Annotated in this window: 26 protein-coding genes; 5 read left to right on the top strand and 21 right to left on the bottom strand. The window is 72.2% G+C overall.

The features are described from left to right. Positions 1–5: 5 nt before the first annotated feature. The 10 genes from ACH5HR_RS08365 to ACH5HR_RS08320 form a co-directional block, all read right to left on the bottom strand. Entirely contained in the window at positions 6–242 is a 237-nt protein-coding gene (locus ACH5HR_RS08365) for a hypothetical protein (RefSeq protein ID WP_416477331.1), read from the bottom strand. Further along, positions 223–1,149: a hypothetical protein gene (locus tag ACH5HR_RS08360; RefSeq protein ID WP_416477329.1), complete on the bottom strand. Its 927-nt coding sequence runs from the start codon at positions 1,147–1,149 to the stop codon at positions 223–225. The genes ACH5HR_RS08365 and ACH5HR_RS08360 overlap by 20 nt, the downstream gene beginning before the upstream one ends. A 13-nt stretch (positions 1,150–1,162) precedes the next feature. Continuing rightward, a complete protein-coding gene (locus tag ACH5HR_RS08355) occupies positions 1,163–2,458 on the bottom strand; it encodes a thymidine phosphorylase (RefSeq protein WP_416477328.1) in 1,296 nt (431 codons plus the stop codon). After that, positions 2,455–2,838: a cytidine deaminase gene (locus tag ACH5HR_RS08350; protein WP_416477499.1), complete on the bottom strand. Its 384-nt coding sequence runs from the start codon at positions 2,836–2,838 to the stop codon at positions 2,455–2,457. The genes ACH5HR_RS08355 and ACH5HR_RS08350 overlap by 4 nt, the downstream gene beginning before the upstream one ends. Before the next feature lie 24 nt (positions 2,839–2,862). Then, positions 2,863–4,155, bottom strand: a complete 1,293-nt coding sequence (locus tag ACH5HR_RS08345; protein WP_416477326.1) for an ABC transporter permease — start codon at positions 4,153–4,155, stop codon at positions 2,863–2,865. Then, on the bottom strand, positions 4,152–5,516 hold the full coding sequence (locus ACH5HR_RS08340) for an ABC transporter permease (RefSeq protein WP_402376018.1): 1,365 nt from the start codon (positions 5,514–5,516) through the stop codon (positions 4,152–4,154). The genes ACH5HR_RS08345 and ACH5HR_RS08340 overlap by 4 nt, the downstream gene beginning before the upstream one ends. After that, entirely contained in the window at positions 5,513–7,033 is a 1,521-nt protein-coding gene (locus tag ACH5HR_RS08335) for an ABC transporter ATP-binding protein (RefSeq protein WP_416477325.1), read from the bottom strand. Before ACH5HR_RS08335 ends, ACH5HR_RS08340 begins: the two co-directional genes overlap by 4 nt. 113 nt (positions 7,034–7,146) lie before the next feature. Continuing rightward, positions 7,147–8,241: a BMP family lipoprotein gene (locus ACH5HR_RS08330; protein WP_402376013.1), complete on the bottom strand. Its 1,095-nt coding sequence runs from the start codon at positions 8,239–8,241 to the stop codon at positions 7,147–7,149. Positions 8,242–8,363: 122 nt separating this feature from the next. Beyond that, complete coding sequence (locus ACH5HR_RS08325; protein WP_416477323.1) at positions 8,364–9,578, bottom strand: amidohydrolase; 1,215 nt, start codon at positions 9,576–9,578, stop codon at positions 8,364–8,366. Further along, positions 9,575–10,693 carry a mannose-1-phosphate guanylyltransferase gene (locus ACH5HR_RS08320; RefSeq protein WP_416477321.1) on the bottom strand — a complete coding sequence of 373 codons (1,119 nt, stop codon included), beginning with the start codon at positions 10,691–10,693 and terminating at the stop codon, positions 9,575–9,577. Before ACH5HR_RS08320 ends, ACH5HR_RS08325 begins: the two co-directional genes overlap by 4 nt. A gap of 169 nt (positions 10,694–10,862) precedes the next feature. Here ACH5HR_RS08320 and sdhC point away from each other — a divergent pair, with 169 nt between their 5' ends. The 4 genes from sdhC to ACH5HR_RS08300 are packed head-to-tail and all read left to right on the top strand — an operon-like array spanning position 10,863 to position 14,359. Then, positions 10,863–11,243, top strand: a complete 381-nt coding sequence (gene sdhC / locus ACH5HR_RS08315; protein ID WP_402376006.1) for a succinate dehydrogenase, cytochrome b556 subunit — start codon at positions 10,863–10,865, stop codon at positions 11,241–11,243. Next, complete coding sequence (locus tag ACH5HR_RS08310; RefSeq protein WP_402376004.1) at positions 11,243–11,695, top strand: succinate dehydrogenase hydrophobic membrane anchor subunit; 453 nt, start codon at positions 11,243–11,245, stop codon at positions 11,693–11,695. Before sdhC ends, ACH5HR_RS08310 begins: the two co-directional genes overlap by 1 nt. Positions 11,696–11,753: 58 nt before the next feature. Beyond that, positions 11,754–13,589, top strand: a complete 1,836-nt coding sequence (sdhA, locus tag ACH5HR_RS08305; RefSeq protein WP_402376002.1) for a succinate dehydrogenase flavoprotein subunit — start codon at positions 11,754–11,756, stop codon at positions 13,587–13,589. After that, positions 13,589–14,359: a succinate dehydrogenase iron-sulfur subunit gene (locus ACH5HR_RS08300; protein ID WP_402376000.1), complete on the top strand. Its 771-nt coding sequence runs from the start codon at positions 13,589–13,591 to the stop codon at positions 14,357–14,359. Before sdhA ends, ACH5HR_RS08300 begins: the two co-directional genes overlap by 1 nt. Positions 14,360–14,542: 183 nt before the next feature. On the opposite strand, the gene ACH5HR_RS08295 is transcribed toward ACH5HR_RS08300, so the two are convergent. The 7 genes from ACH5HR_RS08295 to sigE all read right to left on the bottom strand — a co-directional run bounded on the left by ACH5HR_RS08295 (position 14,543) and on the right by sigE (position 20,599). Then, on the bottom strand, positions 14,543–15,577 hold the full coding sequence (locus ACH5HR_RS08295; RefSeq protein WP_416477318.1) for a YihY/virulence factor BrkB family protein: 1,035 nt from the start codon (positions 15,575–15,577) through the stop codon (positions 14,543–14,545). 53 nt (positions 15,578–15,630) lie between these two features. After that, positions 15,631–16,191: a 2'-5' RNA ligase family protein gene (locus ACH5HR_RS08290; RefSeq protein WP_416477316.1), complete on the bottom strand. Its 561-nt coding sequence runs from the start codon at positions 16,189–16,191 to the stop codon at positions 15,631–15,633. Continuing rightward, a complete protein-coding gene (trpS, locus tag ACH5HR_RS08285; RefSeq protein WP_402375995.1) occupies positions 16,188–17,240 on the bottom strand; it encodes a tryptophan--tRNA ligase in 1,053 nt (350 codons plus the stop codon). Before trpS ends, ACH5HR_RS08290 begins: the two co-directional genes overlap by 4 nt. A gap of 73 nt (positions 17,241–17,313) precedes the next feature. Then, positions 17,314–17,703 (bottom strand): twin-arginine translocase TatA/TatE family subunit, encoded by a 390-nt coding sequence (locus ACH5HR_RS08280; protein ID WP_402375993.1) that lies wholly within the window; start codon positions 17,701–17,703, stop codon positions 17,314–17,316. Positions 17,704–17,745: 42 nt separating this feature from the next. Then, positions 17,746–19,137 carry a S1C family serine protease gene (locus ACH5HR_RS08275; RefSeq protein ID WP_402375991.1) on the bottom strand — a complete coding sequence of 464 codons (1,392 nt, stop codon included), beginning with the start codon at positions 19,135–19,137 and terminating at the stop codon, positions 17,746–17,748. Continuing rightward, a complete protein-coding gene (locus ACH5HR_RS08270; protein ID WP_416477314.1) occupies positions 19,134–20,027 on the bottom strand; it encodes an anti-sigma factor family protein in 894 nt (297 codons plus the stop codon). The genes ACH5HR_RS08275 and ACH5HR_RS08270 overlap by 4 nt, the downstream gene beginning before the upstream one ends. Continuing rightward, complete coding sequence (gene sigE, locus ACH5HR_RS08265; RefSeq protein WP_402375988.1) at positions 20,024–20,599, bottom strand: RNA polymerase sigma factor SigE; 576 nt, start codon at positions 20,597–20,599, stop codon at positions 20,024–20,026. The genes ACH5HR_RS08270 and sigE overlap by 4 nt, the downstream gene beginning before the upstream one ends. Positions 20,600–20,614: 15 nt before the next feature. Between sigE and ACH5HR_RS08260 the strand changes: the two genes are divergently transcribed. Further along, entirely contained in the window at positions 20,615–21,334 is a 720-nt protein-coding gene (locus tag ACH5HR_RS08260; protein WP_402375986.1) for an O-methyltransferase, read from the top strand. Between the two features lie 85 nt (positions 21,335–21,419). Here the strand turns inward: ACH5HR_RS08260 and ACH5HR_RS08255 are convergent, their stop codons facing one another. The 4 genes from ACH5HR_RS08255 to dapE all read right to left on the bottom strand — a co-directional run bounded on the left by ACH5HR_RS08255 (position 21,420) and on the right by dapE (position 24,607). After that, a complete protein-coding gene (locus ACH5HR_RS08255) occupies positions 21,420–21,587 on the bottom strand; it encodes a DUF3117 domain-containing protein (protein WP_106266794.1) in 168 nt (55 codons plus the stop codon). A 141-nt stretch (positions 21,588–21,728) separates the two neighbouring features. Next, positions 21,729–22,664, bottom strand: coding sequence for a dihydropteroate synthase (folP, locus tag ACH5HR_RS08250; RefSeq protein WP_402375985.1), 936 nt, complete (start codon positions 22,662–22,664; stop codon positions 21,729–21,731). Then, the gene (locus tag ACH5HR_RS08245; protein ID WP_416477311.1) at positions 22,661–23,440 is read right to left on the bottom strand and encodes an LOG family protein; all 780 of its coding nucleotides are present in this window, start codon (positions 23,438–23,440) and stop codon (positions 22,661–22,663) included. The genes folP and ACH5HR_RS08245 overlap by 4 nt, the downstream gene beginning before the upstream one ends. A 9-nt stretch (positions 23,441–23,449) precedes the next feature. After that, complete coding sequence (dapE, locus tag ACH5HR_RS08240) at positions 23,450–24,607, bottom strand: succinyl-diaminopimelate desuccinylase (protein ID WP_402375981.1); 1,158 nt, start codon at positions 24,605–24,607, stop codon at positions 23,450–23,452. Positions 24,608–24,633: the final 26 nt, after the last annotated feature.

Raw genomic sequence — 24,633 nt, 5'->3', positions numbered from 1 at the left:
ACCGGTCAGACGGCGTCCGGGTCGTCCTCGGACGAGGTGACGATGCTCGCCTGCTCGGCGACGTCGGCCTCGGACGCCTCGCCGTCCAGGTCGGGACGGGGCGTCGCGGGGCGGTACTCGTCGGTCTCCTCCGGGTGCTCCGGGGTGGCAGGCGGCGTGCTCGACTCCTCGACGAGGTTCGTGGTGTCGTCCGGGGCTTCCAGGCCGGCGTCGCGCCAGGCGTCAGAGGGTGTCGTGCTCATGCCCCCATGCTGACCCCGATCGGTCCTCCTCGCGCGGCAGGACCGCCCAGACCACGTGCGGCCAGCCACCGAGCGCCCGGCCGCGGCTCGCCTGCGCCCCCGGGGCGCCGCCCGGCCCGCGCAGCGCGTCGACCGGCAGGGCGTGCATCGCGCCCGACGACGGCTCGTACAGTGTCGCGATCGGCCCGGCGGAGGTGTCCCGCACCGCCGTCAGGAGGACCACGTGGCGCGGTACGGCCGTCGTCGCGCCGTGGCCCAGGTCGCCGCCCGTGTACAGCGGCACCGGCACCCCCGCCGCCGCGGCGACGACGGCGGCACGCAGGACGGCTCGCGACCCCTCGGACGGTTCGTGACGACCGACCACCCGGTGCGTGTAGCGCACCGAGCCGAACCGCGCCTCACGGGCCGCACCCCACGGCGGGGTGCCGAGCCTGCGCGGCCAGACCCGGCGCGCACGGGCGTGGATCTGCCGCTGCAGCGCGGCGAACGCGTGCCGGGCACCGCGGGGGTCCCGGGCCAGGGCGAGCGCGGCCGCCGGGTCGCCCGCCAGGCGGAGCACCGCGAGCACCGCCGCCCCGCACGTGGTCTCGTCGACCTGGCGTGCCTCCGGCGCGAGCCGTCGCGGGCCTGGTCGTCCTGCTGACCGTGGCCCTGCCGTCAGCTCCGGCAGGAACAACGGGACCGGCCGGCCGGTCCGCGGGGCGCCCTGATCGCGGCCCAGCGGGTCGAGCACGCGCTGGCGCACCCGCGGGTCGGCGTCGCGCAGCGCTAACTCCACGGCGTACGGAACGCGTGGCGTGGTGCGCGCGCCCGCGCGCTGCGCGACCGGTGGGGGTACGGGGCCGCAGAACAGCCCCGCGGCCTCCAGGAGGTCGGTCAGCCGCAGCGCGTCCCGCCCCGCCCGCACGCCGTCCGCCGCGTCAGTGGATCCGGTCGAGGACGATCGGGCGCCGCGGCACCGACGTGCCCGACGGCGCGACCTGCCACCCGTCGTCGAGCGCCGCCCGCGCCCGGGCGAACCGCTCCGGGGTGTCGGTGTGCAGGGTCATGACGGCCTGCCCGGCGACGACCTGCTCGCCCGGGCGGACGTGCACCTCCACGCCGGCGCCCGCCTGCACGGGGTCCTCCTTGCGCGAGCGTCCCGCCCCCAGGCGCCACGCGGCGACGCCCACGGCGTAGGCGTCGAGCGCGGCCAGGACGCCGGTCCGGTCCGCGCGGACCTCCTCGGTGTGCGCGGCCACCGGCAGCTCGGCGTCCGGGTCTCCGCCCTGGGCGCTGATCATCCGGCGCCACACGTCCATCGCGCGGCCGTCCTGCAGCGCGGCGCGGACCTCCGCCTCGGCCGTCGGTCGTCCCGCGGCGTCGAGCATCTCCACGGCCAGCGCGACGGTGAGGTCGACGACGTCCGCCGGCCCGCCACCGGCGAGCACCTCGACAGACTCGCGCACCTCGAGGGCGTTGCCCGCCGTCCGCCCCAGCGGCACGGACATGTCCGTGAGCAGCGCGACCGTGCGGACCCCGGCGTCGGTGCCGAGCTCGACCATCGTGCGCGCGAGCTCGCGCGCGTCGGCGATCTCTTTCATGAACGCACCGGAGCCGACCTTCACGTCGAGCACCAGCGCGCCCGTGCCCTCGGCGATCTTCTTGGACATGATCGAGCTGGCGATGAGGGGGATCGCCTCGACCGTGCCCGTGACGTCGCGCAGCGCGTAGAGCTTCTTGTCCGCCGGCGCGAGCCCGGTGCCGGCGGCACAGATGACGGAGCCGACGTCGTCGAGCTGGGCCAGGATCTCCGCGTTGCTCAGGCCCGCGCGCCAGCCCGGGATCGACTCGAGCTTGTCCAGGGTGCCGCCGGTGTGCCCCAGCCCGCGGCCGGACAGCTGTGGCACGGCCACCCCGAACACCGCCACCAGCGGTGCCAGGGGCAGCGTGATCTTGTCCCCCACCCCGCCGGTGGAGTGCTTGTCCGCCGTCGGGCGCGACAGCTCGGAGAAGTCCATCCGCTCGCCCGAGGCGATCATCGCCTGGGTCCACCGGGCGACCTCACCGCGGCTCATGCCGTTGAGCAGGATTGCCATGGCGAGCGCCGACATCTGCTCCTCGGCGACCGCGCCCCGGGTGTACGCGTCCACGACCCAGTCGATCTGCGCGGCGGACAGGTGGGCCCGGTCCCGCTTGGTACGGATGACGTCGACGGCGTCGAACGGTTCGTTCATCGGTTCAGGTCCTCCGGTCCGAACGCCTGCGGCAGCATCTCGGACATGGTGACGACGCCCCGCGGCGTCTCGACGAGCAGGCCGGGGCCGCCGTGCTCCCACAGGAGCTGGCGGCACCGCCCGCAGGGGGTGATCAGGTCGCCGCGGCCGGTGACGCACGTGAAGGCGGTCAGCCGCCCCCCACCACCCGTGACGAGCGCCGAGACCAGGGAGCACTCGGCGCACAGCGTGACGCCGTACCCGGCGTTCTCGACGTTGCAGCCCACGAGGAGCCGGCCGTCGTCGGCGTATGCGGCCGCCCCCACGGGGTAGCCCGAGTACGGCACGTACGCGCGCTGCGCGACCTCGTGGGCGGCGGCACGCAGGGCGTCCCAGTCCATGGCGGTCTCGTGCGGTGCCACCGGCTACTCCTTGGTGTACGGGGTAGCGAGGGCGGCAGGCGGCCGGGACCGGCCGACGAGCCCCGCCACGGCGAACAGCGTGACGATGTACGGCAGCATGAGCATGAACTGGCTGGGCACGGGCGAGCCGACCACCGACAGCACGTTCTGCAGGTTCGTCGCGAACCCGAACAGCAGACCGGCCAGCGCCGCGCGGACCGGGTCCCACTTGCCGAAGATCATCGCGGCCAGTGCGATGAAGCCCGCTCCCGCCGTCATCTCACGGTTGAACTGGTTGATCGACACCACCGTGTAGAACGCGCCTCCCATGCCGCCCACGGCACCGGCGACGAGCAACGCCCGGTACCGCGTGCGCAGCACGTCGACGCCGACGGTGTCGGCCGCGCGGGGGTGCTCGCCGACCGCCCGCAGCCGCAGGCCCCAGCGGGTGCGGAAGAGGGCGTACCAGACGACCGCCACGATGACGAACATCAGGTACACGATGATCGTCTGGTCGAACAGCACCGGGCCGATCACCGGGATCCGGTCCAGGAGCGGGATCGGGATCCGCTCGAACCGGACGGTGGTGTTCAGCGTCGCCGTGTTCGGCACCAGGACCAGCGAGTAGAAGAAGCTCGTCAGGCCGATGACCAGCACGTTGAGCACCACACCGACGATGATCTGGTTGACGCGGTAGGTGATGGTGAACACGGCCAGCACCAGCGCGACCAGCGCCGCGGCGGCCATCGCGGCCAGGAGCCCGACCCACGGGCTCTTCGTCAGCGACCCCGCGATCGCGGCGGTGAACGCACCGGCCAGGAGCTGGCTCTCGATGGCGATGTTGATGGTGCCCGACCGCTCGCCGATGACGCCGCTCAGCGCCCCGTACACGAGCGGCACCGACAGCACGAGGGCGCCACCCAGGAGCCCGACCACGGAGAGGTCGCGCGGGCTGCCCGCCGCCGCCCACGCGAGGAAGCCCACGAGCAGGACTGCGGCGAAGACCGACGGCACCCACACCGAGGTGCGCCGGGCGCGCCGGGTGGCCCCCACCGAGAGCGCCACCATGACGGCGGCGAGCGCGCCGCAGATCCAGGCTGTGGCCATGCCGGGCACCACGTACACGGGGATCTGGAAGAAGTCGGTCGGCGTGGAGAGCGCGAACCTCGCGCTGCCCTCGTGCGGAGCGAGGACGAGCAGGAGCGCGTACAGGGCGAGGACGACCCCGAGCGAGATCGACGTCTTCCACGTGACGGTGCTCAGCGTGCGCGGGGCGTCCGGGGCGGCTGTCGTCCCGTCGACGGTGGCGGCGCTCATGCCGAGACCTCCTTGCGGGCGGTCTGCGACCGCTTCTTCTTCGGCGTGCTGCCCGGCTGCGGGAGCCGGAAGATCGCCCGCACGAGCGGCGGGGCGGCGATGAACAGCACGATGAGGGACTGCACGACCAGGACGATCTCGATGGGGATCCCCTCGGCCGCCTGCATGGCGGAGCCACCGGCCTTGAAGCCGCCGAACAGGATGCCCGCGCCCAGGACGCCCACGGGGTTGGAGTTGCCCAGCAGCGCCACGGTGATCGCGTCGAAGCCGATGCCGGCGTCGATGTCCGCGCCGAACCCGGTCGTCACGGTGCCGAGCACCTGCGTGATGCCGGCCAGGCCGACCAGGGCACCGGCGACGAGCATCACCGACACGGTGGCCCGCGGCACGTCGATGCCCGCGACCCGCGCCGCACGCGGGTTCTCGCCGACGGCGCGGTAGGAGAAGCCGACCGCGGAGCGGTTGAGCAGCCACCACACGACGACGACTGCGAGCAGCGACAGCACGAAGCCCCAGTGCAGGTTGTAGCGCTCGCCCAGCAGCGGAGGCAGCGTCGCCGACTCGGGGGTGGGCGGGGTCTTCGGGTTGGCCGAGCCGGGGGCCTGCATCAGGCCCGGCGTCGCCAGGAAGTACGACACGAGGTAGTACGCGACGTAGTTGAGCATGATCGTGACGATCACCTCGTGGGCACCGGTGCGGGCCTTGAGGAGACCCGCGATGCCCGCCCACAGCGCACCAGCGAGGATGCCCGCGACCATCGCGACGATCAGGTGCACCACGACCGGCAGGCCGGTGAGGCCGAACCCGACCCAGCCGGCAGCCGCCGCGGACACGAGCATCTGGCCCTGCCCGCCGATGTTGAGCAGACCGGCACGGAACGCGATGGCGACGCCGAGCCCTGCCGCGATCAGGGGCGTGGCGTTGGTCAGGGTCTGCGTCAGCGGCCGGATCCCCGCGGCGAACGTGTCCGCACCGAAGTTGTACACGGCACCCTGGAAGAGCGCCGAGTAGGCACCGCCGACCGCCTCCGCGGCCGCCGTGAGCATGTCGCCCGGCCGCGCGAAGAAGTACCCCGCCGCCGCCTGCACGGCCTCGTCGGTGACGATGATCATCAGCGAGCCGGCGATCACCGCCAGCAGGATGGCGCCCAGGGAGACGGCCCAGCCGCCCGCGGCGACGCGTCGGAACGCGTCGCGCCAGCGGTCGTCCGTCTCCTCGATCGCCGGAGCGGCCTCCCGGGCCCGTTCCTGCTCCAGTTCCTCGGCCAGCCCGGGCTCGTGCTCGGCGGCGGCCCGCTGCGCGGCCTCGTCGAGCGGGTTCTCGGGTTCCTCGGCCGGGTGCCGGCCCGACGCGTCGCTCACGCGGCCTCTCCTTCGGTCTCGGGGGCGATGCCCGCCATCATCAGCCCGAGCACGTCGCGCGGGGTGTCTGCCGGGACGATGCCCACGACCTTGCCGCGGTACATGATCAGGATGCGGTCGGCCAGGGCCACCGCCTCGTCCAGCTCGGTGGAGACCACCACGACCGGGATGCCGGTGTCACGCGCGGCCACGATCTGCTTGTGGATGAACTCGATGGAACCCACGTCCACGCCACGCGTGGGCTGGGCGGCCACCAGGAGCCGCAGCTCGCGGGAGAGCTCGCGGGCGAGCACCACCTTCTGCTGGTTGCCGCCGGAGAGCCGGCCCACGGGCAGGTCGATGCCGATCGTGCGGACGTCGTACTCGTTCACCTTCTCGCGCGCGAACTCGTCGCGGGCCGCGAGCTGGAGGCTGCCGGCCCGCACGAAGGGCGGCCCGGCCGTCCGGTCCAGGATGAGGTTCTCCGCGATCGTGAACTCGCCGACCAGGCCGTCCGTGCTGCGGTCCTCGGGCACGAACCCGACGCCCGCGTCGAGGATCTGGCGCACCGAGCGACCTCGCAGCTCGTTGCCGTCGAGGCTGATCGAGCCGCTCCCGCCGGGGTGCAGCCCGAGCAGCGCCTCGGTCAGCTCCGTCTGCCCGTTGCCCTGCACTCCTGCGACCACGAGGATCTCGCCGCCGTGCACGGTGAAGCTCAGGTCGTCGACGACCACCTGGCCGTCCTGGCGTGCGACGACCAGGTTGCGCACCGCGAGCTCGTTCTTCCGCGGGCGTGCCGCCTGCTTGTCGACGGTGAGCTGGACCGCGCGCCCCACCATGAGGGAGGCCAGCTCGTTGTCGGACGCCGTGGGCTCCGCCTCACCGACGACCTTGCCGTGGCGCACGACCGTGATCCGGTCGGCGACCTCACGGACCTCACGCAGCTTGTGCGTGATGAAGACGATCGCCTTCCCCTCGTCGCGGAGCTGACGCATGATCGACATGAGCTCGTCGGTCTCCTGCGGGGTGAGCACCGCCGTCGGCTCGTCGAAGACGAGGACCTGGGCGTCACGGCTCAGCGCCTTGATGATCTCGACGCGCTGCTGCACACCGACCGGGAGGTCCTCGACCACGGCGTCCGGGTCGACGTGGAACCCGAAGCGGTCGGCGGTGTCGCGCACCGTGGCGCGGGCCGACTCCAGGTCGAGCAGACCGGGGCCGCGCGTGACCTCGTGGCCCAGCATGACGTTCTCGGCCACGCTGAAGACGGGCACGAGCATGAAGTGCTGGTGGACCATGCCGATGCCGGCAGCCATCGCGTCACCGGGACCGTCGAAGTCCTGCACCTCCCCGTCGAGGAGGATCTCGCCCTCGTCGGCGTCGTACAGCCCGTACAGGACGTTCATCAGGGTGGACTTGCCCGCCCCGTTCTCGCCGAGGAGACAGTGGATCTCCCCGGGTTCGACCACCAGGTCGATGTGGTCGTTGGCCACCAGCGCACCGAAACGCTTGGTGATCCCCCGTAGCTCGAGCCTCATCGTGGCGCGTCCACCTTCCTCACGATCCCCCGGCCAGCCTAGGCCGCACGGCGCGGCGGGACCCGGGTGAGATCCCGTGCCCCGCCGCGTCGGCGGTGATCTTCAGCTCCTCGTCACTGGTCCAGGTAGGACGTGACCTCGAGCTCGCCGTCGATGATCTGCTGGCGCAGCTCGTCGACCTCGGCCATGAGCTCCGGGTCGACCTTGTCCTCGAAGTCGTGCAGCGGGGCCAGGCCCACGCCCTCGTTCTCCAGGGTGCCGACGTAGGGCTCGGGGTCGAAGGTGCCCTCGCCGGAGGACTTCACGGCCTCGTAGGTGGAGACGTCCATCTTCTTGAGGATGGAGGTCAGCACGTACGGCTGCGTGGTCGGGTCGGTCTCGTAGAAGTCCGCGTCCACACCGATGAGCGCGACGTCGCGGCCCGAGTCCTCGATCGCGGCGATCGCGGACTGGTAGATCGGCCCGCCGACCGGGAGGATCACGTCGACGCCCTGGCCCAGGATGTTCGTCGCCGTCGTCTTGGCCGTCTCGTTGGCCGCGAAGCCACCGGTGAACGCGCCGTCCTCGCCACCGGCGTAGCCGATGACCTCGACCTCGGCGTCGTTGACCTCGTTGAAGTGCTCGACGCCCTGCTTGAAGCCGTCCATGAAGATCGTCACGGTCGGGAACGGCTGGCCGCCGAACGTGCCGACCTTGCCGGCCTCGGAGTAGCCCGCCGCGAGGTAGCCCGCGAGGAACGCGGCCTCGGCCGTGTTGTACAGCAGCGGCTTGACGTTCTCCGCGTCCGCCTCGCCGTCGAAGTCGTTGTCCGCGGCGTCGTCGACCAGGATGTAGTCGATGTCCGGGTTGCTGTTCGCCGACTCGACCGTGTCGGCCGAGAGCGCGAAGCCGACGGCGACGATGGCGTTGCAGCCCTCGTCCACCAGGGCCTGCACGTTGGGCTGGTAGTCGGTCTCCGACTGGGACTGGACCTCGTTGAACTGGGCCCCGAGCTCGTCGGCCGCCTTCTTGGCGCCCTCGAAGCTCAGCTGGTTGAAGCTCTTGTCGTCGAACCCGCCCTCGTCCGAGACGATGCAGGCGGTGAAGTCGGACTGCGCCGCGCCGTTCTCGGTCGATTCGCCGGTGGACTCCTCGGGGGCAGACCCGCACGCCGCGAGGGTCAGCGCGGCAGCGCCTGCGAGGGCGGTGAGCTGGATGGCTCTCTTCACCTGTCACTCCTGTCGATGAGGGTGGGTGAGCGCGGGCGCTCGCCCGTCTCACGATCAGAGACGGCAAGCGTAACCATCGCTCGGCGTCCTCGATGCCACCGGGGCCTCCCGTGGCCGAGTCGTTACCGAAGCGGTACGTCCGCGGCCGGGCCCGGACCGAGGACGAAACGTGCCAGCAACCTCGCCCCGATCCCGATCGCCCGCTCGTCGACGACCAGGTCACCCTGGTGGATGTCGTACCGCCGGCCGCCGGGGGTCGCGGTGCCGAGGCGTGCCATCGCGCCCGGCACCTTCGTCAGGTACCAGGCGAAGTCCTCGCCACCGAGCGACTGCTCGGTCAGGACCACTCCCTCCTCGCCCAGGACGGCGGCGCCGGCGGCCTCGAGCCGCGCGGTCACGTCGGCGTCGTTGTCGACCGGCGGGACGCCGCGGACGTGGTGCACGCTCACGTCGACGTCGTAGGGGGCCACGACCTGCTCGACGGCGTCGTGCAGCACCTGGCCGGCCTTCTCCCACGCGCGCACGTCCAGGCAGCGCAGCGTGCCCCGGGCGACCCCCGACATCGGGATGGCGTTGTGCGCGTTGCCCGACTCGACGGCGCCCCAGGTCAGGTTGACCCCCGAGCGCGGGTCCAGCCGCCGGCCGAGCACGGCGGGCACCTGGGTGATCACCTGCCCGAGGGCGTAGACGACGTCGCCGGTCAGGTGCGGGCGGGACGTGTGCCCGCCCCCGGACGACAGCCGCACGGTCACGAGGTCGGACGCCGAGGTGATCGGCCCGATCCGGGTGCCGATGCGCCCGACGTCGAGCTTCGGCTCGGCGTGCACGGCCGCGATCCGGTCGACCCCGTCGAGCACGCCCTGGGCGATGACCTCGTGCGCCCCGCCGGGCATGGACTCCTCCGCGGGCTGGAAGACCAGGCGGGCACCGACGTCGAGCAGCCCCTCGGCGTCCAGCCGGGCCAGCGCGAGCCCCGCACCGAGCACGACGGCGGCGTGCACGTCGTGGCCGCAGGCGTGGGCGACGCCCGGCACGGTCGAGGCGAAGTCGCACCCGCACAGGTCGTCCAGGGGCAGCGCGTCGATGTCCGCGCGCAGCGCCACCCGACCCTGTCCGGGGACGTCCGGGCCGACGTCGCAGACGAGCCCGGTCGTCTCGAGCGTCCGGGGGTGCAGGCCGGCCGCGCGCAGACGCTCGGCGAGCACCGCCGTCGTCCGGACCTCCTCGCGAGCGACCTCCGGGTGGGCGTGCAGGTCGCGCCGGACCGCGACGAGCTCCGGCTCGAGCTCGGCGACCACGGCGTCGAGACGCCCCGCCGCCGCACCGACGCCGCTCACAGCAGGTCCTCGCGGCCGTGGTCGCGCACCGCGTCGACCATGCGCCGCACCTGCTGGGCTCGCGCCCGCGTCGTCACCAGCAGCGCGTCCGGGGTGTCGACCACCACCACGTCGTCGATGCCGAGCAGCGTCACCGTGCGGCCGCTCGCCGGGACGACCACCGACCCGGCGCTCTGCACCCGCACCACGTCCGCGCCGTCGCCGAGGACCTTCGACCCGGAGTCGTCGTCCGCCGGCAGCAGCGCCGCGAGGGAGTTGAAGTCGCCGACGTCGTCCCAGCCGAACGAACCGGGCACCATCGCGACGCCGCCCGCCGCGGCCACCGGCTCGGCCACGGCATGGTCGATCGCGACCTTCTCCAGGCCGGGCCACACCTCGGCGAGCACCCGCGCACGGTCCGGGGTGTCCCAGGCGTCCGCCACGCGGCGCAGCCCGTCGTGCAGAGCGGGTCGCTGCTCGGCGAGGTGGCCCAGCAGCACGCTCGTGGACGCGACGAAGATGCCGGCGTTCCACCGGTACTCCCCCGAGGTCAGGTACTCCCGCGCGGTCGCGGCGTCCGGCTTCTCGGTGAAGCCCTGCACGTGCACCGCGCTCGGCGCGCCCGCGACGTCGAGCGGGCTCCCGCCGCGCACGTAGCCGAACGCGGTCGAGGGCCGGGACGCGGCGATGCCAACGGTCGTGACGTACCCGGCACGGGCCGCCTCCACCGCCTCGCGGACCGAGCGCTCGAACTCCCGGCTGCCGGTCACGACCTGGTCGGCCGCGAAGGAGCCGAGGACGACGTCGCCCGCACGGCGTTCCAGCACCGCCGCGGCCAGGCCGATGGCCGCCATGGAGTCGCGCGGGCTCGGCTCGGCCAGCACCTGGTCCGCCCCGACGCCCGGGAGCTGCTCGCGCACCGCGGCGACGTGCCGCTCACCGGTGACGACGAGGATCCCGTCGTCACCGGCCAACGGCGCGAGGCGGTCGGCGGTCGCCTGCAGCAGCGTCCGCCCGGATCCCGTCAGGTCGTGCAGGAACTTCGGGCGGTCGGCGCGCGAGACCGGCCAGAGCCGCGTGCCGGACCCTCCCGCCGGGACGACGGCGCGGAATCCGGGAATGGCAGACGAAGGCATGTTCGCAGCATAGTGACGGGTTCCCGCCGGCCGACACGAAGCCTGTGGAATGTGTCACAGAAACCGCGCAGAGACGCCGTTTTCGGACACTCCGTGACCCGATCGCGACTCGGTGTCACTACAGTGACTTCACGTAACCCGCCCGAATCCGCCAATGGAGGCTCCCCCCGTGCCGACTGCTCCCGCTGGCACGCTCTACCGCGGCCGCGAAGGCATGTGGTCGTGGGTCGCGCACCGCGTGACCGGCGTGCTCATCTTCTTCTTCCTGCTCGTCCACGTGCTCGACACGGCGCTCGTGCGGGTCTCCCCCGAGGCGTACAACGCCGTCATCGGCACGTACCAGACGCCGATCATGGGGCTGGGCGAGGCCGGCCTGGTGGCCGCCATCGTCTTCCACGCCTTCAACGGCATCCGCGTCGCGCTGGTCGACTTCTGGTCCCAGGGAACGCGGTACCAGCGGGTCATGCTGTGGGTCGTCCTCGGCCTGTTCGTGGTGACCATGGCAGGGTTCCTGCCCCGCCACCTCTCGATCGTCTTCGGAGGCCACTGATGAGCACCCAGACCGCGATCCCCACGCCGCGCTCCCCGTACGCGCGCCGCAAGACCACCCGCGGCAACTTCGAGCTGTACTCGTGGGTGTTCATGCGGGCCTCCGGCGTGCTGCTCGTCGTGCTCGTCTTCGGCCACCTGTTCGTCAACCTCATGGTGGGCGACGGCGTGCACGCCATCGATTTCGCCTTCGTCGGCGGCAAGTGGGCCAGCCCGTTCTGGCAGACGTGGGACCTGCTCATGCTGTGGCTGGCGATGATCCACGGCACCAACGGCGTGCGGACGATCATCAACGACTACGCCGAGCGGGACGCCACCCGCGGTGTGCTCAAGGTGCTGCTCTACCTGGCGTTCACGATCACCGTCGTGCTCGGCACCCTGGTCATCTTCACGTTCGACCCGTGCCCGTCCGACGCGCCGGCCGAGCTCCTCGCCTCGTTCTGCACGGCCTGAGCCCGCGCATCTCCCCAGCCCGCTGATCCACCACTCGCCGCAGGAGGCATCGGAACCGATGCAGACCCACCAGTACGACGTCGTCATCGTCGGCGCAGGCGGCGCCGGCATGCGCGCGGCGCTCGAGGCCTCGAAGGGGGCCCGCACCGCGGTCATCTCCAAGCTGTACCCCACGCGTTCCCACACCGGCGCCGCCCAGGGCGGCATGTGCGCCGCCCTGGCGAACGTCGAGGAGGACAACTGGGAGTGGCACACCTTCGACACCATCAAGGGCGGCGACTACCTCGTCGACCAGGACGCCGCCGAGGTCATGGCCAAGGAGGCCATCGACGCCGTGCTGGACCTGGAGCGGATGGGTCTGCCGTTCAACCGGACGCCGGAGGGTCGCATCGACCAGCGACGGTTCGGCGGGCACACCCGCAACCACGGCGAGGCCGCGGTGCGCCGCGCGTGCTACGCCGCGGACCGGACGGGTCACATGATCCTGCAGACGCTCTACCAGAACTGCGTCAAGCAGGACGTCGAGTTCTTCAACGAGTTCTACGTGCTGGACCTGCTCACGGACCACGACCTCACCACCGAGGACATCGAGGACGGCGCCGAGGTCAACGCGACCGGCGTCGTGGCCTACGACCTCGCCTCGGGCGAGATCCACGTGTTCCAGGCGAAGGCGATCATCTTCGCCACGGGCGGCGCGGGCAAGATCTTCAAGACCACGTCGAACGCCCACACCCTCACGGGCGACGGGATGGCTCTCGCCTACCGGCGCGGCCTGCCGCTCGAGGACATGGAGTTCTTTCAGTTCCACCCCACCGGTCTCGCGGGGCTCGGCATCCTGCTCTCCGAGGCGGCACGTGGCGAGGGCGGCATCCTGCGCAACTCCGAGGGTGAGCGGTTCATGGAGCGCTACGCCCCCACCATCAAGGACCTCGCTCCGCGCGACATCGTCGCCCGGTCCATGGCGAACGAGGTGCGCGAGGGTCGCGGCGCCGGCCCCGACAAGGACTACGTGCTGCTCGACCTGACGCACCTGGAGCCGGCGCACATCGACGCCAAGCTGCCGGACATCACCGAGTTCGCGCGTACCTATCTCGGTATCGAGCCCTACACCGAGCCGGTGCCCGTGTACCCCACCGCGCACTACGCCATGGGCGGCGTGCCCACGAACATCGAGGGCGAGGTGCTCCGGGACGGCCACAACGTGGTCAAGGGCCTCTACGCCGCCGGCGAGGTCGCCTGCGTCTCGGTGCACGGGTCGAACCGCCTCGGCACCAACTCCCTGCTCGACATCAACGTCTTCGGCAAGCGCTCCGGCCGGTCGGCCGCCGCCTACGCCCAGACGGTCGAGCAGCACCTGCCGATCCCCGAGAACCCCACCGCACGCGTCGAGGCACAGCTCAGCGAGATGCGGGACCGCCCCGAGGGCGAACGGGTGGCCGAGGTCCGCAAGGCGCTGCAGGAGACCATGGACGCCAACGCCCAGGTCTTCCGCACCCAGGAGTCGCTCGAGCAGGCCGCGGCCGACATCCGCGAGCTGCAGAAGCGGTACAAGAACGTGTCCGTCCAGGACAAGGGCACCCTGTTCAACACCGACCTCCTCGAGGCGATCGAGTTGGGCTTCCTGCTCGACATCGCCGAGGTGACGGTGGTCGCGGCACTCAACCGCCGTGAGTCGCGCGGTGGCCACTACCGGGAGGACTACCCGGACCGCGACGACACCAACTACATGCTGCACACGATGGCGTACCGCCGTCCGACGTCGGCTCCCGACGCCGCCGACGGCCACGTCGAGGGCTACTTCGACCACGTCGAGGACTTCGGGGACTACAAGGTGGTCCTGGGGTCCAAGACCGTCACCCAGACGCGCTACGAGCCGATGGAGCGGAAGTACTGATGACTGCTGTTCTTGACAACACCGCGAACGCCGCTCCGGACGGACAGGCGGGCGCTGTCGCGTCCTTCGAGGTCACGCTGAAGATCCGCCGGTTCAACCCGGAGGTCTCCGACGAGGCGACCTGGGAGGAGCACACCGTCACCGCGCACGGGACGGACCGCGTCCTGGACGCCCTGCACAAGATCAAGTGGGAGCTGGACGGCTCCCTGACGTTCCGCCGCTCCTGCGCCCACGGCGTGTGCGGCTCGGACGCCGTGCGCATCAACGGCCGCAACCGGCTGGCGTGCAAGACGCTCCTCAAGGACGTCAACCCCGACAAGCCGATCACGGTCGAGCCGATCAAGGGCCTGCCCGTGATCAAGGACCTCGTGGTCGACATGGAGCCGTTCTTCGCCTCCTACCGCGAGATCATGCCGTTCCTCATCACCTCCGGGAACGAGCCGAGCCGTGAGAACATCCAGTCACAGGCCGACCGCGACCGGTTCGACGACACGACCAAGTGCATCCTCTGCGCCGCGTGCACCTCGTCCTGCCCGGTGTTCTGGACCGACGGCCAGTACTTCGGCCCGGCAGCGATCGTCAACGCGCACCGGTTCATCTTCGACTCCCGTGACGAGGGCGCCACCCAGCGTCTGGAGATCCTCAACGACAAGGAGGGCGTGTGGCGCTGCCGCACGACCTTCAACTGCACCGAGGCCTGCCCGCGCGGCATCGAGGTCACCAAGGCGATCCAGGAGGTCAAGCGGGCGATGATCACCCGCGCCTTCTGAGTCTTTCGTCCGCTCGGCACGCCCGGTGTCGAGACGATGTGCACAGTCGCGTTCACGGGCGCTGCGCGCCCTCCACTTCGGGGATGACGACCGTGCACATCGTCTCGACACCGGGCTTCGTCGTCCCCGCGAGGTAGCGCACCGCTCGTCGAGGTAGCGCACCACGGCGCGAGGTAACGCACGTCAGAAGGCGTAGAGCCCGCGGCGCACCCCCCGCACGACGGGACTGTAGAGCCTGCCGCTGCCCGGCCCCTGGCGGACCTGACGCTCGATCTCGGCCTCGCGCCGCATGGCCGCGACCGTCTGCTCCGCCCTCTCGATCTCGTCGAGCCGGGGCGGGTCGTACACCCACGCGCACACCAGCAGCAGGACGCGGGCGACGAAGTTGACCAGCAGCAGGATTGTCGCGAGCGTCACGAACGACGCCAGGATGACGTTACGCGACGCGCTGGCCGTCACCAGCGAGGTCCCGGCCCAGCGCAGACCGCTGGTCGCCAGGCCCGCCACCAGGCAGCCGATCACCAGGTCCCGTTTCCGGCGCGGTCGCACCTGGCCGACGACCCGGACGATCAGGTACACGAGCACGGCGTCGAGGAGCACCCCCACGACGAAGGTGCCGACCGCGAAGGCCCATCCCAGTACCACCGTGTCGCCGAACCATCGGGTCACCAGCTGGTCCACCCTCTGGGAGACGATGCTCGCCGCCGCCGCGGTGACCAGCATGACCCCGAGGATGAGGAACCCCGCAAGCTGCCACACCTTCGAGAGCACCGGGTTGACGCCTACCACCGGGGCATCGAACATCGAGCGCACCGAGTGCCGCAGCGCCCCCATCACGCTGATCGCGGTCCACAGGAAGACGACGGCGGCGACGACGGTCGTCCAGCTCCAGGCCGTCGCCCGGACGAGCTGGTCGGGATCGACCAGGCCCTGGTCGTCGCCCGGGCTCTCCTTGAGCAGACCGGGGACCCATTTGTCGATCTGTTCGTACACCTCGTTCTCGAGTTCCGCGTTGTTGCGGAGAGTGGTGGAGAAGACACTCACGCCGATCGTCAGGGCGGCGCCCAACGAGAACAGCGCCGAGTAGGCGATCCCGCCGCAGAGCAGATTCCCGCGGCGCGCCAGGTACCACTTGACGGCACGGACGGAACGCAGGTCGAACGCCCACTGGACGAGGCCGACCACCAGGTCACGGAGGCGGGCAAGTCTGTCGGGCACGCCCCGACCCTATCGAGCCGTCCCGCGGTCGGCAGGTCGGTCAGGCAGGGCGGTCATGAGTGGCCGGCGGCCGGGCTCCCCCGGAGGGCGAAGGACCGCTGCGGCCGCCACACGCCGTCGTCGCCGTGCTCGTACATCGAGAGGGCTGAGACGTGGAAGACCGCCTCGAAGCCGCTCATCTCGTCGAACGCCCGGTCGAGCGCCTCGTCGGGTACCTCGTGGGCGACGGTGACGTGCGGGTGATAGTTGAACCGCAGCTCTTGCGCCAGCACGCCGGAACGGGCCTGCTCCTCCAGGAGCTCGCACTCTGCGATGCCCTCCGCGAGGGCGACGAAAACGACCGGCGAGATGGGCCGGAACGTCGCCGTGCCACGCAGGTGGATGCGGAAGGGCGGCGTCTCGCCCGCGATCTTCTCCAGGTGCTCGCACACGGCGGGCAGCACCGACGAGTCGACGACCGTCGGCCCGATCACGGTGATGTGCGGCGGGATGGCGGCGGCCAGCGGGTCGCCGACGGCGGCACGCGCGTTCTGCAGCTGCGTGGCGTACGGCTCGGGGATCGCGATGGCGATCCCGATCCTGACCTGCTCGGGGCCTCGGGCGGGCAGCTTCACCGGGCGCCTCGAGGCAGCAGCCCGAACCGGTCGAAGTACCGGTCACGCACCTCACCGGCGATCTCGCGCGCCCGTGCCGCGCCGTCGTCGAGCACCTTGTCGAGCTGCGCCGGGTCGGCCAGGTAGGTGTTCGCGCGGTCCTGGAACGGCTCGAGGAACGCGACGACGGCATCCGCCAGGTCGACCTTGAGGTAGCCGTAGCCACGGCCGTCGTACTCGGTCGCGATCTCGTCGACCCCGCGACCCGTGACGGCGGAGAAGATGGTCAGCAGGTTGGAGATGCCCGGCTTCTTCTCGCGGTCGAAGTAGACCGCGTAGGACTCGTCGGCGTCGGTCACCGCCGACTTGATCGCCTTCGCAGCCTTCTTGGGGTTCTCGAGCAGCCAGATGACGCCCTTGCCGCCGGCATTGGACTTCGACATCTTCGCGGCAGGGTTCTGCAGGTCCTGGATCTTCGCCGTCGCGGTGACGATGTACGGGTCCGGCACGACGGCGGTCCCCGCGCCGAACCGGGCGTTGAGCCGCTCCGCGAGGTCACGCGTCAGCTCGAGGTGCTGGCGCTGGTCCTCGCCGACCGGCACCAGGTTGGCGTCGTAGACGAGGATGTCGGCCGCCATGAGCACCGGGTAGGTGAACAGACCGACGGTGGTGCCCTCGGTGCCCTGCTTGGCCGACTTGTCCTTGAACTGCGTCATCCGGCTCGCCTCACCGAAGCCCGTCTGGCAGCTCAGGAGCCAGGCCAGCTCCGTGTGCTCCGGGACGTGCGACTGCACGAACAGCGTCGAGCGAGCCGGGTCGACCCCGCCGGCGAGGTACTGGGCCGCCGTCGCGCGGGTGCGCTCGCGCAGGGCGACGGGATCCGGGTTGACCGTCAGGGCGTGCAGGTCGACCACGCAGTACAGCGCGTCATGGTCCTCCTGCAGCGCGACCCACTGCGTCAGGGCTCCGAGATAGTTGCCCAGGTGCAGCGAGGAGTCGGTCGGCTGCATGCCGGACAGGATGCGAGGCCGGGGCGCCGTCGGCGATCCCGGGACGGTGACGTCGGACATGAGGTTCATTCTGACAGGTCGGGAGGGCAGGCCGGAAACGCCGGACAGGTCGGTGCGCGGTGGGTGGTCGATCTCACGTGGCCTCGTCGTCGAACGGTGCGGGGCCAGCCGACGCGGCCACCGACGCGGCGCCGGCCGCGGCCCCCGCCGCGACGCCGTCGCCGGCATACCCGGCCGTGCGCGGCGTCGTGCGGGGCGCCGGCTCGTCGTCGAGCAGGGCCTCCTTCACGATGCGTCGCGGGTCGTACTGGCGGGGGTCGAGCTTCTGCCAGTCGACGTCCTTGAGCTCGTCGCCGAACTCGTCACCGATGCGCTCCTTCGCGCCCTGCAGGGCCGTCTTGCCCTGACGCACCAGCGACCCGAGCTGGCCGGCATAGTGCGGCAACCGCTCGGGGCCGATCAGCACCAGAGCCAGCACGATGATGACGACGAGCTCGCCGCCGTTGATCCCGAAGAATCCCACGCCGGACAGCCTAGCCCGCCGTCGATCCGGCCCGGTACCCGCTCACTCGCTCGGGCTCGCCTGCAGCACGAGGCGCACGTCGCGCTCGTCGTCCCCGCTGCGCACCCGCAGGGTCACCGCGTCGCCGGGCTGGCTGGCGCGGATCGCCACGATGAGCTCGTCGCTCTGCGCGACGGGGCGGCCGTCGATCTCCAGGATGATGTCGCCCGGTTGGATGCCGGCCACGTCGGCCGGGCCGTCGTCGGTCACCGGAGAGGTCCCCTGCTGCGCCTCCTCGGCGACCTTGACACCTTCGCCGGTGTAGCTCGTGTCGAGCAGCACACCGATGACGGGGTAGGTGGCGCGGCCGGACTCGATGAGCTGTTCGGCGGTCGTCCGCACCTGGTTGGCGGGGATCGCGAAGCCGAGCCCGATGCTGCCGGTCGCCTGCATGGCGCCGGGCGGCTGCGCGATGGCCGAGTTGATGCCGATGACCTCGCCGGCCGCGTTGACGAGCGGGCCGCCGGAGTTCCCCGGGTTGATCGCGGCGTCGGTCTGGATCGCGTCGATGAACGCCGTCGTCGCCTGGTCCCCCGCCTGCACGGGCCGGTGCAGCGCGCTGACGATGCCCGAGGTGACGGTCGAGTCGAGACCGAGCGGCGCGCCCACGGCGAGCACCTCGTCGCCGACCACGACGCCGTCCGAGTCGCCCAGCGTGAGCGGGGTGAGGCCGTCGACGTCGATCTTCACGACCGCCAGGTCGTAATCGGAGGTGCGGCCGACGACGTCGCCCTCGTGCTCGCTGCCGTCGGCGAGCACGACGACGACCTCACCCCCGCCCGTCCCGGCGGCCACGACGTGGTCGTTGGTCAGGACGTAGCCGTCCTCGCGCAGCACGAACCCCGACCCGCTGGAGCGGCTGTCGTCGGAGCCCGTGACCTCGAAGGACACCACCGACGGCAGGACCTCCGCCGCCGTGGCCGCGAGGGATCCCTCGGGCCGGTCGAACCCGGACGCCGCCTCGGCGTCGTCCGTCGCGACCGGCAGCCGGGCAGAGGTCTCGCCGTCGGACGTGGCTCCGGAGAGCCGGTCGCCGGCGAACCCCCCCACGAGGCCGACCAGGAGCGCGAGGACCAGGATCCCCGTGACCCGAGCGCCGCCGAGGCGGGCACGCGGGGCCCCCGGCTTCCCGTTCCCGGCCGACGGCGCGGTCTCGGTCGGCGCGGTCTCGGTCGGCGCGGACGCGAGCGGCCGGGACGACGTCGGCGGGGCCGACGGCGGCACCGGCGCGGACGGTGCCGGTTCGCTGCTGCCCGACGGCGGGGCCTGCGGACTGCTCCCCGCTGCGGCCGGGTACGGGGCCGGCGTCGGCGGCACCTCCACCGGTGCCGGGTCCGGCCGCCGGGCCGGCGGCTCCGGCGTCGCGAAGAGATCCGAGGAATCCTGGTGCGTCATGGGCGGGAGAGTGCTCCTGTCACGGTGGTCCAGCCGCGGGTGATCCGGGGCACGACCCCCGCATCGTAGGCATCGTCGGGGAACGCGGCGATCACGTCGACCAGCACCGCGTGGGGGACGTCGGTCGTCGCCTCGACCACCGTGTCACCCGCCTGCCACGCGACGTGCCACGGGTCTCGGGTCAGCACGTGCACGCCCTCCCGGCCGGGAACGTCCAGCAGCACCTCGGAGTCGACGACGTCGGCGAGCCGGCCCGGTCGTTCACGGACCACGACAGGTCCCTCGGGGCCCGCCAGGTGGATCTCGACGACCTCGCCGTCGGTCCTGACGTCGGTGAGCTCGTAGCCGGCGGGCAGCGCGCCCGGCGCGACGAACGCCTCGGGGTCCGGAGCGTCGGCGTCGGACACGCTCGTCGAGACCTCGTCCGTCCCGGCGAGCATGCTCAGCGCCGCGGCGCGGGACGTCTCCGGCGAGACGACGGGCGCCTGACCGAGCACGAACAGGGCACAGCCCAGCACGCCCGCACCGCTCGCCCCCACGAGGACCAGCCGACGACGTCGCCGACGACGCGCCGAGCCGGCGATGTCACCGGTGAGGGTGGACCGCCAGGCCTCCGGCGTCTGCCAGGTCGTGTCCCGGTCGGGTGCGCGCAGCGGGTCGTGGTCGGTCGACGGGATGGACGCGGACAGCGCGAGCAGCCGCGCCGTGAGCTCCGGCGCCGGCGCCACGTCGCAGGCCTGCGAGAGACGACGCCGGGCCGCCCGGGCGGACTCCAGCTCGGCCGCGCACAGGCGGCAGGCCGCGACGTGGCAGAGCGCCCGGTCCGTCTCGGCCGGACCGAGCTGGCCGTCGGCGAGGGCGCTGACCAGGTCCCCGAGGTGACCTCTCATCGCACCACCTCGGTGCGGCGATGCTCGAGCGCGTCGCGCAGCTGCGCCCGGGCGCGGTGGATGCGGGACCGGACCGTGCCGATCTTGATGCCCAGCGTCACCGCGATCTCCTCGTAGCTGAGACCTTCGATGTCGCACAGCACGACGGCGGCGCGGTACTCCGGCCGCAGGGCGTCCAGCGCCGCCTGCACGTCGTTGTCGAGGTGGGCGTGCTCGAACCCGCGTTCCGGCCGCGCGCGGTCGTCGGTGGCCTCGACCCGGGAGGCGTCCTCCCCCATGATCTCGAACCGGATGCGCTTCTTGCGCCGGACCTGGTCGAGGAAGAGGTTCGTGGTGATGCGGTGCAGCCACCCCTCGAACGTGCCGGGCGTGTAGCTGGACAGCGACCGGAACACGCGCAGGAACGTCTCCTGCGTCAGGTCCTCGGCGTCCTGCTTGTCGCCGGTCAGGCGGTACGCGAGACGGTACACACGGGCGGAGTGCTCACGGACGATCTGGTCCCACGTCGGCGGGACCCAGCCTGCGGCAGGGTCCGGCGCTCCCGGGTCGGTACGGTCTGAGGTCTCGGTCATCACCTGCATGGTCCCATGCGAACGTGTGAGCGCCCTGAGTGGTTCCCACGTACGATCACAGCGCATCAATTCGAGGGGGCCGCCATCACCATCGGGGTCGGAGCCCAGGACGACCCGACGGCCGCCTGGGCCTTCAGCGAGACGTACCTCGCCGAGGACGTGACGATCCTGCGCGCCCGCGAACGTGCGGCCGAGCTCGGTTGCACCACCGTCTCCCCCGGCACGGGAGCGCTCCTGCAGGTGGTGGCCGCAGCGGTCCGCGCCCGCGCCGTCGTCGAGATCGGGACCGGCGCCGGGGTGGCTGCGCTGTGGCTGCTCCGGGGGATGGCCCCGGACGGCGTGCTGACCACCATCGACCCGGAGTCCGAGCACCAGCGTGCCGCCAAGGTCGCCTTCGCCGAGGAGGGTGTGCCGGTGCACCGCACCCGGACCATCGTCCGACCGCCCCTCGACGTCCTGCCCCGGCTGACCGACAGCGCCTACGACCTGGTGCTGGTCGCGATCGACCCCCAGGCCTACGCCGACTACGTGGAGGCCGCGGTGCGCCTGCTCCGGCCCGGCGGCGTCCTCGTCGTCGTGGACGCCCTGCTGGGTGGGCGGGTCGCCGACCCGGACCGGCGCGACGAGACCACCGCGCTCGTCCGTCGCCTCGCCCAGGTGGTGCGCGACGACGAGCGCCTCACCCCCGCGATGGTGCCGGTCGGCGAGGGGACGCTGCTGGCGGTGCGCCGGTAGCGACGGGTCCTGGGCAGCACGACGGGCGCGGAGCAGGTGCCTGCTCCGCGCCCGTGAGTTCGTACGTCGTCAGCCCCGGGCCGACTCAGCCGGTGACGGCCTGGAGGGCCTCGCCCAGCTCGCCGGCCTCGGTGGCGTTCAGCTCGACGACCAGGCGACCGCCGCCCTCCAGCGGGACACGCATGACGATGCCGCGTCCCTCCTTGGTGACCTCGAGCGGTCCGTCGCCCGTCCGCGGCTTCATCGCAGCCATGTGTGGCTCTCCATTTCCGTTGTCCGGTTCCCCAACTGCCTCAGCCCGCCCGTCGCCCCGGCGACGGGTCAACGCTGCCGGCACGGCCACGCAGCTTGAGGCGTGCCTCACCATTCTACTGCGGGCGAGGTCGTCCCTCGGTCACGCCATCCCGCGCAGAGCCGCGCGGGGCGGCGCCTCGTCCCGGACGGCCGCCACCATCTCGAGCGCCTGCCGCGTCGCCGCGACGTCGTGCGCCCGGAAGACCCTGGCACCGTGCCAGGCCGCGAGCGCCGTCGCGGCCAGCGTGCCGGGCAGCCGGTCCGCAGGCGGCAGACCGAGGGTCTCCCCCACGAAGTCCTTGCGGCTGAGCGCCATCAGGACGGGGTACCCGAGCTCGGCCAGCGCCTCGGTGCGGCGCAGCAGGTGCAGCGAGTGCCACGTGTTCTTGCCGAAGTCGTGCGTGGGGTCCACGAGCACCGACGACGGGGGCACACCGCTCGCGACGGCCCGCTCGGCCGCGCTGCGCAGCCTCCTCAGCACGTCCTGGGTGACGCCGTCGCGCGGGTCCTCGCCGTCGAGCGTGCCGGCGGTGGCCGGGTACTCCACGCGCCAGGGGTCCGTGCGGGGCTGCGCCCCACCGGTGTGGGAGCAGACGACGCCCACCCCGGCCGCGCCCGCCACCTCGACGAGCGCGGGGTCGTGCCCGGCCCAGGTGTCGTTGATCAGGTCGGCCCCGGCGTCGACGGCGGCGCGGGCGACCTCCGAGCGCCACGTGTCGACGCTGACGAGCAGGTCGGGGACCTCGGCGCGCAGGCGTTCGACGAACGGCACGACGCGGTCGATCTCCTCCGCGACGCCCACCTCGGGCCCCGTACCGGCCCGCACGCCGCCGACGTCGAGGATCGCCGCGCCGTCGTCCCAGGCGACGTGCGCGGCCTCGAGGGCGGGGCCGTCGTCCGCGAACCGGGCGGGCGCGTAGAACGAGTCGCTGGTCCGGTTGACGATGGCCATGACGACCGGCCGCACCACGCCGTCCGACTCCCGGCCGACCTCGCGGCCGCGCAGCACGAGCGGCGCGCCCGCGGGCGGGATCACGAGCGGAACTCGGCGGCGAGCGCCCGGCCCCGCTCGACGACGTACTCCACCGCGTCCTGCGCGGAGTCGGTGAGGTGCAGCAGGTCGAGGTCGGTGGGGTTGATCATGCCGCGGTCGACGACGGCGGTGCGCACCCACTCGAGCAGGCCGCTCCAGTACTCGGTCCCGACGAGCACCAGCGGGAACCCGGTGACCTTGTGCGTCTGGACGAGGGTGATCGCCTCGAAGAGCTCGTCGAAGGTGCCGAACCCGCCCGGCAGCACGACGAACCCCTGGGCGTACTTGACGAACATCGTCTTGCGCGCGAAGAAGTACCGGAAGTTGACGCCGCGGTTGACGTACTCGTTCATGCCCTGCTCGAAGGGCAGCTCGATCCCCAGCCCGATCGACGTGCCACCGGCGTCCGAGGCCCCCTTGTTGGCGGCCTCCATGATGCCTGGCCCGCCGCCGGTCATCACGGCGTAACCTGCCTCGACCAGCAGGCGCCCGATCTCGACCCCCAGGCCGTAGTCGTCGTGGTCGGGCCGGGTCCGCGCGGACCCGAAGACCGACACGGCCGGACCCACCTCGGCCAGGGCGCCGAATCCCTCGACGAACTCGGCCTGGATGCGCATCACCCGCCAGGGGTCGGAGTGCACCCAGTCCGTGCCGTCTCCGGGCGCCAGCAGCCGCTGGTCGGTGGTCGTGTCGGGGATCTGGGTGCCGCGCAGGAGGACCGGGCCCTTGCGGTAGCCGCGTCCCGCCTCCGGGACGCCCTCGTCGGTGCGTTCGCTCATGGGCCGAGACTACTGACCGCGCAGCCAGGTGCGCAGCGCGTCGCGGCACACGGCGAGCTCGCGCACGGGCACGCGCTCGTCGTCGGCGTGGGCGAGCGACGCGTCGCCGGGGGCGAAGTTCACGGCGGGGATGCCCAGCTGCGCGAACCGGGCGACGTCGGTCCACCCGAACTTGGGCTTCGGGCGTCCCCCGGTGAGGGTGAGCACGGCCGCGGCGAACTCCGCCGCGAGCGGGTCGTCCAGGCCCGGGCGCGCCGCGGGCGACGCGTCGGTGACGGTCACCTCGTAGCCGTCGAAGAGCTCGCGCACGTGCGCCTCGGCCTCGGCGAGGTCGCGCGACGGCGCGAACCGGTAGTTGACGGTCACCGTGCACTCGTCCGGCACGACGTTGCCGGCGATTCCTCCACGGATCCCGACGGCGTTCATCCCCTCGCGGTAGCGGAGCCCGTCGACGTCGACCTCGACCGGCTCGTACGCGGCCAGGCGCGCGAGGACCGGTGCGGCGGCGTGGATCGCGTTCTCGCCCCGCCAGGAGCGGGCCGAGTGGGCCGCCACACCACGGGTGCGCACGTCGACCCGGATCGTGCCCTGGCAGCCGCCCTCGATGTCGGCGGACGTGGGTTCGCCCAGGACGGCGAAGTCCCCGGCGAGCAGCTCGGGGTGGTTGCGCGCCAGCCGGCCCAGCCCGCTCTTCGACTCCTCGACCTCCTCGTGGTCGTAGAAGACGTAGGTGAGATCGACCACGGGCTCGGCGCTCTGCTCGTGGCCCTGCCGGCCCAGCTCGACGGCGAGCGCCAGCATGACGGTGATACCTGCCTTCATGTCGACGGTGCCACGCCCCCACAGGATCCTGTCGTCGCCCGTGCCCTCCAGCCGCGTCGGCAGGTTCGGCGGGTCGGTGAGCGGCACGGTGTCGAGATGGCCCGCCAGCACGACGCGACGGTCCCGCCCGAGCAGCGTCCGCGCGACGACGGCGTCCCCGTCGCGGGTCACCTCGAGGTGGGGCTGCTCGCGCAGGAGGGCCTCGACGGCGTCGGCGAGCGCCGTCTCGTCGCCGGAGACCGACTCGATGTCGCACACGGCGCGGAGCAGGTCCACGAGGTCGGACGCGGGGATCGTCGCCGGGTCGACGAGGTCTGCATCGAAGCGGTTCTGCTGGCTGGTCACGCGTACATCGTGCCACCCTGCGCCGA

Source organism: Isoptericola maris (assembly GCF_048065335.1).
GTDB lineage: Bacteria > Actinomycetota > Actinomycetes > Actinomycetales > Cellulomonadaceae > Isoptericola > Isoptericola rhizosphaerae.
Note: the sequence above shows the minus strand (reverse complement) of the source record. Positions and strands in the feature narration are given on the sequence as shown.